The sequence below is a fragment of the Motiliproteus sp. MSK22-1 genome (genome assembly GCF_001968815.1).
In the GTDB taxonomy this organism is placed as follows: Bacteria; Pseudomonadota; Gammaproteobacteria; order Pseudomonadales; family Balneatricaceae; genus Motiliproteus.
This window is the reverse complement of record NZ_MIEQ01000091.1, coordinates 1-983: the sequence shown is the minus strand read 5'-3', so window position 1 is coordinate 983 and position 983 is coordinate 1. Positions and strand designations below refer to the sequence as shown.

Sequence of the window (983 nt, the reverse complement as noted above, 5' to 3'; positions counted from 1 at the left end):
CCAGCGCAGATCCGAGTCGATCTCGAAACCAAACAGCGACAGAGTGGGGATATCCCCCAGACCGTCCGGCCCCCCGGTCAACCCCGCCTCCTGCACCATAATGATGTTCACAATGATGCCAAAACCGAGCGTGGCCATCGCCAGATAATGCCCCTTGAGTTTCAGGATCGGTCGCGAGACCAGGTTGGCAACGATGTAGACCAGCACCAGCCCGGCCCCCATCGCCAGCCAGGGGTTCCAGCCATAGCGGGTGGTCATGATGGCCGAGGTGTAGGCCCCCATGCCGAAAAAGGCCGCATGCCCCAGAGAGATCTGTCCCGCATAGCCAATAAACAGGTTCAGTCCTACCGCCAGAATAATGTTAAGCAGGATGGTTGCACCGACAACGGTGACAAAGTAGTTATCCGGAAACAGCACCGGCAGCATCGCCACCAGCGCGGCATAGCCATAAAATCCACTGAGACGTTTCATACACGATCCACCGACTTGTGGCCAAACAATCCGCTCGGTCTGAAGAACAGTACGGCCAGAATAATCACAAAGGCCATCGCATCCTTGTACCCGGATGAAATCAATCCGGCCCCCAGAGACTCCAGCATCCCCAGCACCAGTCCCCCGGCAACAGCGCCCATGGAACTGCCCATGCCTCCGAGAATGGCGGCCGAAAATCCTTTCAGCCCGAGCATGGTACCGGCATCAAAAGAGGTAAAGGCAATCGGTGCAATCAGCAATCCGGCTATCGCTCCAATGGCGGCCGACAACCCATAAGAGGTCAGCAGCATCATTTTAACGTTAATGCCCACCAGGCTGGCCGCGGTTTTATTGCAGGAGCAGGCCAGAATGGCTTTCCCCAGCATCGTGCGATCAAAGAAATAACGGACCACCAGCACCAGCACCAGCGTCACCCCCATGATCCAGAGGTTCTGCGGCACCATGGTGGCCGGTCCGACTTGAATTGATTCATCACCGGTGAAGGCCGGCAA

Annotated in this window: 2 protein-coding genes; both read right to left on the bottom strand. The window is 57.1% G+C overall.

Features of this window, described 5'->3' with window-relative positions:
• Nucleotides 1-471, bottom strand: a 471-nt coding sequence (locus BGP75_RS23025) for a branched-chain amino acid ABC transporter permease (RefSeq protein WP_143821164.1), incomplete at its 3' end; no start/stop codon positions are given.
• On the bottom strand, nt 468-983 hold a 516-nt coding region (locus tag BGP75_RS23020), incomplete at its 5' end, for a branched-chain amino acid ABC transporter permease (RefSeq protein ID WP_143821163.1). The genes BGP75_RS23025 and BGP75_RS23020, both read right to left, overlap by 4 nt.